At 44.4% G+C, this 8,646-nt stretch carries 6 protein-coding genes and 2 pseudogenes; 4 read left to right on the top strand and 4 right to left on the bottom strand.

The genetic code is table 11. The annotated features are described in order from the left end of the window. Together QVP90_RS09125 and QVP90_RS09120 are read right to left on the bottom strand one after the other, a co-directional pair. A pseudogene (locus QVP90_RS09125) lies at nucleotides 1–263 on the bottom strand (putative DNA modification/repair radical SAM protein); the annotation flags it as partial. Further along, nucleotides 260–1,159: a helix-turn-helix transcriptional regulator gene (locus tag QVP90_RS09120; protein WP_021936240.1), complete on the bottom strand. Its 900-nt coding sequence runs from the start codon at nucleotides 1,157–1,159 to the stop codon at nucleotides 260–262. The pseudogene QVP90_RS09125 and the gene QVP90_RS09120, both read right to left, overlap by 4 nt. A 398-nt stretch (nucleotides 1,160–1,557) precedes the next feature. On the opposite strand from QVP90_RS09120, the gene msrB reads away from it, so the two are divergent. Beyond that, complete coding sequence (msrB, locus tag QVP90_RS09115; RefSeq protein WP_005924650.1) at nucleotides 1,558–2,643, top strand: peptide-methionine (R)-S-oxide reductase MsrB; 1,086 nt, start codon at nucleotides 1,558–1,560, stop codon at nucleotides 2,641–2,643. A gap of 73 nt (nucleotides 2,644–2,716) precedes the next feature. On the opposite strand, the gene QVP90_RS09110 is transcribed toward msrB, so the two are convergent. Continuing rightward, on the bottom strand, nucleotides 2,717–2,893 hold the full coding sequence (locus tag QVP90_RS09110; RefSeq protein ID WP_002562150.1) for a histone H1: 177 nt from the start codon (nucleotides 2,891–2,893) through the stop codon (nucleotides 2,717–2,719). Between the two features lie 148 nt (nucleotides 2,894–3,041). Between QVP90_RS09110 and QVP90_RS09105 the strand changes: the two genes are divergently transcribed. The 3 genes and pseudogenes from QVP90_RS09105 (at nucleotide 3,042) to QVP90_RS09095 (ending at nucleotide 6,873) form a co-directional block, all read left to right on the top strand. Beyond that, nucleotides 3,042–3,683: an AlbA family DNA-binding domain-containing protein gene (locus tag QVP90_RS09105; RefSeq protein WP_021936239.1), complete on the top strand. Its 642-nt coding sequence runs from the start codon at nucleotides 3,042–3,044 to the stop codon at nucleotides 3,681–3,683. A 285-nt stretch (nucleotides 3,684–3,968) separates the two neighbouring features. Beyond that, nucleotides 3,969–4,604 (top strand): hypothetical protein, encoded by a 636-nt coding sequence (locus QVP90_RS09100; protein WP_021936238.1) that lies wholly within the window; start codon nucleotides 3,969–3,971, stop codon nucleotides 4,602–4,604. A gap of 143 nt (nucleotides 4,605–4,747) precedes the next feature. Next, nucleotides 4,748–6,873 (top strand): annotated as a pseudogene (locus QVP90_RS09095) (KamA family radical SAM protein). Nucleotides 6,874–7,058: 185 nt separating this feature from the next. Here QVP90_RS09095 and QVP90_RS09090 read toward each other — a convergent pair. Beyond that, nucleotides 7,059–8,645 (bottom strand): SusD/RagB family nutrient-binding outer membrane lipoprotein, encoded by a 1,587-nt coding sequence (locus QVP90_RS09090; protein ID WP_021936235.1) that lies wholly within the window; start codon nucleotides 8,643–8,645, stop codon nucleotides 7,059–7,061. Between the last annotated feature and the right edge of the window lies 1 nt (nucleotide 8,646).

The following is an 8,646-nucleotide window of genomic DNA, read 5'->3' as shown; positions in this document are numbered from 1 at the left end:
GAAAGAGTGGCACGCGGCAAGTCATTACTACGCCGGTTGATACAATAGGCGCAATCATAAATGCAATAATTGGTAAGCATGATCTTCAGAAGCGAAATACACCGCCCGTCTTCCGCAAAACTATGGCAAATACCCCATCCGCCTACGGTGTTACCCAACGTCCCCGGCTTGTTGGCACGAACTGTACCACTGGAAGCACAAGATACATCGTATTTGGCAGATTCAGCCAGTATTTTAAGTTTCTCAAGTACGTTCGCATTCATAATCCATATAGTTTTTGCATTTTTTTTATCTCACTTCTCATCACATCACGCAAACTTTGAGGTTCCAATACTTCAATCGTTGCTCCCTTCGAGAACAGTTCTTGAATAAAATCATAAGTATGTGAGATATAAAGTTCAAAATCGGTATATTCCTCCGTCGTTGTTATCTCTTTCTGGCTGGAATGTAAAGGAAGATTACGCAGATAAGGCACCTGCCCGGCAGCAACCCTTAACACGGTACGCTGCGGCGGCAATGTTTCATCCTGAATAATACCGAAACAATCGCGGAAATAATCTTGCGGCGTAAATTTACGGGGAAAGCGGAAATTCTCTTCCCCGACAGACAAACTTTTGATACGATCTAATGAATAAGAGCGGAAAGCATCATAAGACCGGTTGATCCCTATCAGATACCAGCGATGACGGAACAGTTTGAGAAAATAAGGTTCCAAAACTACCTCTTTAGAATGTTCCCACGTATATGCCTGATATTCCAGACGAAGCACATGTCCGGTTCGCATGGCATCTATCACCACATCCATATGCTGTAACCCCAAAGGAGCCTCTTCAAACACGATCCGGTTCTTCATATCCATATTTTCCTGCAGGATACTGTTCAATGAGAAACTGTTGAGCAGCCACATTTTCAGCTTATTTCCCAACATTCCCTCCGCATCGGCTATATAATAGGTATTCGTACGCTTGTCACATTCTATATTAATGTCGAACATCTCTTCGATAGCCTGCCGGTGATTATGAAAAGTGCGCAAGGGAATATCGGTACGCATAGCGTCTCCCGCCCGCCAACGGCGATTGATCTCACTGAATGTGATACGCCCACTACGATAGATAGTATCTACCAACCAGATGAGTCTGTTGAATTGTTGCTTTGCCATACATCTTTTCTTTATTATGCTGCAAAGTAGCACATAGTTTGTGCCAAAAATAAGCATAATAAAAAGAATAAAGCAGTAACCAAACGTTTTTTAATGCATTCCCTTCAGAAACTGTTTTGATTTTTATTCAGAACTAAAAGCCTGTTTAAATTTTCCTCTTAAAAGTTTTTATCAGTTTATTTTGAGTTTATTCTCGGTCTGTCTTCCTTTTAGGAGCCGGTCTATATGACTAAAGGCAAAGTTGCAAACGGGCAAAAAAGAAGGTTGAAGAAGCCCGAAACAAACAAAAAGAGAAATCCTATAAAAATCCAAACCGTTTCTCAGTCTGGCAGCGTGAAATAAATAAAAAAATTCCGTCGGCATTGTCAAAAAGAACAGTTATATTTGTTATATATCATATGAAAGAGATAAAAATAACCGTTATATTCATATTGCTCTTAACGAGCTATTTGCAAGTGATGAATGCACAAAATGTGCAGAGTAATAATCTTAAAAAACAGGAGAACCAAAAAATGAAAGATCAAAGTGAAATATACTTCGCCGGGGGATGCTTTTGGGGGACAGAGCATTTTCTGAAACAGATCGGAGGTGTTGAGAGCACCTTAGTGGGTTATGCCAACGGAAATATCGCAAATCCTACTTATGAACAAGTATGCAGTGGAAATACCAATTTTGCCGAAACGGTGAAAGTGACCTACGATCCCCGTAAGGTAAGACTTCCCCTGTTGATAGACCTCTATTTCAAAACCATAGACCCGACCAGCGTCAACCGTCAGGGAAATGACCACGGATCACAATACAGGACCGGTATTTACTATACAGACCCGGCGGATCTTCCTGTCATACAATCAGCAGTAAAGACCTTGGCCGAGAAGTATTCCAAACCTCTCGCCGTAGAAATCAAACCCCTCGCCAATTTCTATAAAGCGGAAGATTACCATCAGGACTATCTGGATAAACATCCGGGAGGATATTGTCACATCGACCCATCCCTGTTCGATCTGGCCAAAAAAGCAAACAGCCCTAAAACAACAGCTAACCCCATTTACAAAAAACAGGATGAAGCCACACTACGTTCTACCCTTACCAGCGAGCAATATGCCGTAACGCAAAAGAACGCCACCGAACCGGCTTTCCGTAATGAATACTGGAACGAAAAACGCCCGGGCATTTATGTAGACATCACAACCGGAGAACCTTTGTTCGCTTCTACCGATAAATTCGACTCGGGATGCGGCTGGCCCAGCTTCACCAAACCGATAGAGAAATCGCTGATTGAAGAAAACATAGACACTTCTCACGGTATGAGACGTGTGGAAGTCCGCAGTAAAACGGGAGACGCTCATTTAGGACATGTATTCACGGACGGTCCTGCGGACAAAGGCGGATTACGTTACTGCATCAACAGTGCTTCTCTCCGCTTCATCCCCAAAGAAAAAATGCAAGAAGAGGGATACGGTGAGTATTTGAAGCTATTGCCTTAAAGCAAGCCTTATTAAAAAAGAAAAAGCCAGTCCTCACATGGACCGGCTTTTGCATTTCTTCGTATACAGCTAATTATTTTTTAGACTCTTCCAAAGATACTTTACGGAATTCTTTCATTGCTTTTTCAATTTCCAATGAAGCTTTACGAGCACGGGTTCCTGCTGCTTTGTTACCGTTCTCGATTTGTGCATTTGCATCTTTGTTAAAGTCAGCTACAAGAGCTGCGATTTTTTCTACTAATTCTTTCATGATCCTTTTTATTTTCTTCGTTAATAATGATTGGCAAAAATACATTCTTTCCCGAAATAAACGCATAAAAACAATCTTTTTTTTGAATTAATCTGCTAAAATAACGCTAAAAAAGGCGGTTTATGCTTTTTTCTTTACCTTTGCAATCATGAAACCACTTACAGATACCGAATACATACATACTTTAATAGCTGAAGGCGAACATCAGCAACAGGATTTTAAATTTGAAATTTCGGATGCCCGCAAGATAGCCCGCACCTTGTCGGCCTTTTCCAATACCGATGGGGGCCGTTTGCTCATCGGCGTAAAAGACAATGGAAAAATAGCCGGTGTACGCTCGGAAGAAGAGAAATACATGATAGAAGCGGCCGCCCAACTCTATTGCCTGCCGGAGGTGCATTATACCATGCAAACATTTCATGTTGAAGGACGCAATGTATTAATCGTTCAAATAGATAAAAGTGATAAAAAGCCGGTGTATGCCAAAGATGAAACCGGGAAACCACTGGCTTATATCCGTATTAAGGATGAGAACATCCTGGCGACTCCCATACACCTCCGCGTGTGGCAACAGAGTGGCAGCCCGGCAGGAGAATTGATACAATATACCGAACGGGAGCAACTGCTTCTCGACTTGCTTGAAAAGAATTGTTCGCTTTCATTGAACCGGTATTGCCGCCAAGCTAAAATTTCACGTCGGGCTGCCGAACATTTGCTGGCCAAGTTTATCCGGTTCGATATCGTGGAGCCGGTATTCGAAAATCATAAGTTCTATTTCAGGCTGAAATGAAGCCTCTCCCCAACCCTCTCCGTAGGAGAGGGGGCTGAGTTAGTCTTGTGACAATTTTACAGTAAGCTGTGTACCAAGTATACTATTGATTGGCTGAGTTAGTCTAAATAAGAGTATCTATCTGCCCCCTCTCCTCCGGAGAGGGCTGGGGAGAGGCCTCTTTTTTATCAGAAATGAATATAACATAAATTGCAGAATACGAATAGTTGGTGTAAATCAACTTATTTAGTACTTTTGCAACCGGAATACGAAATTTATAATCTTAAAATTGTAATTCATACATATATGGGCATATTTGCTGACTTATTCAAGAAAAAAACCGATGCCAACGGAAAGGCGGTAGGTAATGTAGAAGATTTCGTGTCACTGACACGCGTATATTTCCAATCGGTAATTGCCGTAAATCTCGGTATCACCAATATCCGCTTCCTGCCGGATGTAGCGCAATTCAAACGTCTGTTTAAGATACCGACCCAGGGCGGCAAACTGGGATTGGGCGAAAAAAGCGCTGCCCGCAAAATGTTGATGGAAGATTATGGTATCAATGAGTCATTCTTCAAAGAGATAGATGCTTCCATTAAGAAAAACTGCCGTACACAGAACGATATACAGGCTTACCTGTTTATGTATCAGGGATTTTCCAACGATTTGATGATGCTGATGGGTAACCTCATGCAATGGAAATTCCGTATGCCGTCGATATTCAAAAAGACACTGCGCGGAATGACAGCAAAGACTGTGCACGATGTATGTACAAAAACCGTATGGAAAGCAGACGATGTACACAAAACCGCAATGGCCGTACGTCAATATAAAGAAAGGCTCGGCTATTCCGAAGAATGGATGACAGAATACGTTTATAACATCGTTTTGCTGGCCAAAAAAGAGCCCAAGCATAAAAATGAAGATACAAAAGCATAAATGTAACCCAGAGTGTTAGAAAATAAAAAATAACTGTAAAATAACGTGGTGACATAAAAGCGGAGGAGAAATTCCTCCGCTTTTTTTATTATATTTATAAGCAAATAACATGCCAATTTAACAATTGTAAAAAATAATAGCTTATGAAACAAAAGAAAATGCTAACTCTCACCCTTTCTCAACTTAAACAACTATACCAACAAGAGCTACCGGAACTTTACCAACTGGCTAATGAAACCACTAACGAAACGGACTTCAAAAACAACCTCGATAAATTCCTGTCTCTCCATCCACAAGCAGAAAGCAATACGGGTAAGCAAATTCGACTCCTTATCAATTACGACGGAAGAAGTATTCACGAACTTTCAACAGAACAAGACATGCCGGTGCAAACCTTTTCATTACTCCACCGATTCCTTACCGGAAATCTGGAAAACACCGACATGGCCACAGATTTATTCATCGACCTGTTCTACCTGTTCAAAAGACTTGAAATGACGGAAATCCCCCTCCCCTCTCCGCAACGGATAAAGAGCCGTACCGAACGCTGGCCTACGGGACTGAACGAGGAAGTGATGGAGATCCGTGCCCAAAACAAGGAACGGATACTGCACATACTGATCCAGAAGATTGAAAACAGAAAATCCGGTTCTACCCGTTTCCGGTTTGACGAAGGACTCAGTTATGACGAAAAATATCAGCTCGTCAGCCAATGGTGGAATGATTTTCGTTTTCACCTGTCGATGGCAGTAAAAAGCCCCACTGAACTGAATCGCTTTTTGGGGAATTCTCTTTCCAGCGAAACGATGTATTTGCTGTCGCGCGCACGCAAAAAGGGTATGCCTTTCTTCGCTACCCCTTACTATCTTTCACTGCTCGACATCACCGGTGACGGATATAATGACGATGCCATCCGCAGCTATATCCTCTATTCTCCCCGCTTGGTAGAGACATATGGCAACATTCGCGCCTGGGAACGGGAAGATATCGTAGAACCCGGAAAGCCGAATGCTGCCGGTTGGCTATTGCCGGACGGGCACAGTCTTCTTGCTTCCGGCGGGGGGCACACACCCCCCCCCGCCGTTACCCGGAAGTGGCTATTTTGATACCAGACACGATGGGACGTGCCTGCGGCGGACTTTGTGCCTCCTGCCAACGTATGTACGACTTTCAAAGCGAACGTCTCAACTTCGAATTCGAAGCGTTGCGTCCCAAAGAGAGTTGGGACAAAAAATTACGCCGCCTGATGGGGTACTTTGAGGAAGACACCCAATTGCGTGACATACTGATTACCGGAGGGGATGCCCTGATGAGCCAAAACAAAACATTGCGAACGATACTGGAAGCCGTCTACCGAATGGCCGCCCGCAAGCGAAAAGCCAACCTCGAACGACCGGAAGGAGAAAAATATGCCGAATTGCAACGGGTACGTCTCGGCTCCCGCCTGCCAGCCTATCTGCCCATGCGCATCAATGACGAATTAGTAGAGATTCTCCGGGAGTTTAAAGAAAAAGCGTCTGCCATCGGAGTGAAGCAGTTCATCATCCAAACCCATTTCCAGACACCACTGGAAGTTACCCCCGAAGCACGGGATGCCATCAGCAAGATACTTTCTGCCGGCTGGCTGATTACAAACCAATTGGTCTATACCGTAGCAGCTTCCCGACGGGGGCATACGACCCGGTTGCGCCAAGTGCTCAATTCATTGGGAGTGGTGTGCTACTACACTTTCTCAGTAAAAGGTTTCAATGAAAACTATGCGGTGTTCACTCCCAACAGCCGTTCTCTGCAGGAACAACATGAAGAAAAGATATACGGACAACTCACCTCCGAGCAGGCTGCCGAGTTATATACCCTGCTCGAAAATGGAGAAGACACGGCTACCCGTATCCGCCGTTTTATGAGAAAGCACCACCTGCCATTCCTCGCTACCGACCGAAGCGTACTCAATCTGCCTGCCATTGGCAAAAGCATGACATTCAACCTGATAGGTATCACAGAAGACGGTAAGCGTATCCTTCGCTTCGATCATGACGGAACACGCCGCCACAGCCCCATTATCGATAAAATGGGACAGATCTATATCGTAGAAAATAAATCGCTCGCCGCTTATCTCCGGCAATTAGGAAAAATGGGAGAAGATCCGGAAGATTATGCCACTATCTGGACGTATACGGAAGGCAAAACGGAACCACGGTTCAGCTTATACGAATATCCGGAATTCGACTTCCGAATCACGGACAAGATGAGCAATCTGGAGATTGGATAATATACGATAATACTGCTTATGCATACCGGTGATCGTAAGCAGGGTACTTACCTCCGCTAAGCACCGTCCATACCGCCTGTATACACCGTGCTTAGCGCTCTTAAGTACCGTTCTGAGGAAAGCTTTGCACGGTGCACAAAAACCGGGGTATTCCCTCACTCTATATGCCCGTTTTCAACCACTTTTCACCAATTACGGCCGGTATCCCACCAAAGTCTTGTTCCGGCATTATCTTCTCCTCCCAAGGCATCGACCAATGCACGGTATTGGCTTTCGTTTTCTGTGATCAACGAACCGGGAAAATTCAAGCGACGAATCATAGTCTCCGTATCGATACAACCGTTCTTGCTATTATTAAACCGCACCGGGAAAAGACGCGGATAGCCCGTACGACGCTGTTCGGCCCATGCTTCACAACCCTCGGGAAAGATAGCCAGCCACTTCTGAGTTATGATCTTCTCCAGTTTCACCTCGTCATCGGCCTCCTCTATCCAGCGTGGGGATACCAGACAACGGGCTTCTATATTATTCTCGGGATCATAGACATCTATAAAGTCAGAGGCCACTTTATCGCTGTTGAGATATTCATCCACTTGGGTAACATTGTGTTGCTGAAAAGAGACAGTTACCCCGTTCTCATAACAATCACTCTCCTCTTCCGAAGTCCAACCACGTAAAGCAGCTTCCGCACGGAGAAACCAGACTTCTGCCGCAGTCATCAGAACGGCATCCGTAGCCTGAGTGACAGTAAGCTTCGACAAGACATTGTAACGGTTGTGAGCAAAGCAAGTGCCTTGACGAATCCCTCTGTATTCTTGTTTCAACTCATCAGCCGAACAGTGTGTAAAATAGGATTTCCTCCGGGGATCATCGTAACCATTCATGATAGATTCCATCGAAGCACTCATATACGTTTCTTTCCATACAAGGTTCAACTCGCCAAGCGGATTGCTATAACCGCTCTGAGTGGAGACAGCAGCCTGCTCATCAGAGGTTTCAAAAACACCGTACGAATTTTCGAATGCCTTCACAAATTCCATGCGCGCCTTATCAGGAGATACCACCGCCAAACGCATGGCAAGCCGCATTCGCAGAGAATTGGCAAACTTAATCCAGGAGGAATATTCGCCATCCAGCAAAATGTCGAAACGCGCAAATTCGGAAGCGTCCGGTTTCCGCTCTATATAATCGGCCAATGCCGTTACTGCCGTATCCAGTTCAAGAAAAAACTCATTGTATACTTTCTCCTGGCTATCCGGCAGATATTCCCCTTTAGGATCGGCAAAATTGGTGTACACAATCGGGCCGTAATAATCGGTCACACGGTGCATGACCGCCACCTTCAATATTTTCGTTATACCGAAAAAAGCCGGTTGCCCGGTACGGGTAAATTGTTCCGACTGGTAGATCTGAGGGAAAACATAAGCATACGTATGTCCCCACATCGCACTGTTCCAACCATCTTGCAGATTATAATCCGAGTTATGGCTACCCCCATTCAGTGGTTTGGCATCGTGCATATATCCGCTAAACATATCCGCGTTCAGATTTTGTATCAGTTGGAAAGGCCAGTTTTTCCCTTTACCGTAATCATAATTAAAATAAATGCCCTGCTGGATAATTCCCAAACGGATGCCATGATCGTTATTATCCACTTTCAGGTCTTCATCCGTAATGCCGGCCAAATCGGTATTGAACTCTCTAAAACCGGAAGTACAGGAAACAAAGAAACCGCCCAGCACTATAAATAAAAATACCATGTCCTTTTTCATC

This window comes from Bacteroides sp. CAG:189, assembly GCF_000432295.1.
Lineage (GTDB): Bacteria > Bacteroidota > Bacteroidia > Bacteroidales > Bacteroidaceae > Bacteroides > Bacteroides salyersiae.
The sequence above is the reverse complement of the archived record's forward strand: the minus strand, read 5'-3'. Positions and strand labels throughout refer to the sequence as shown.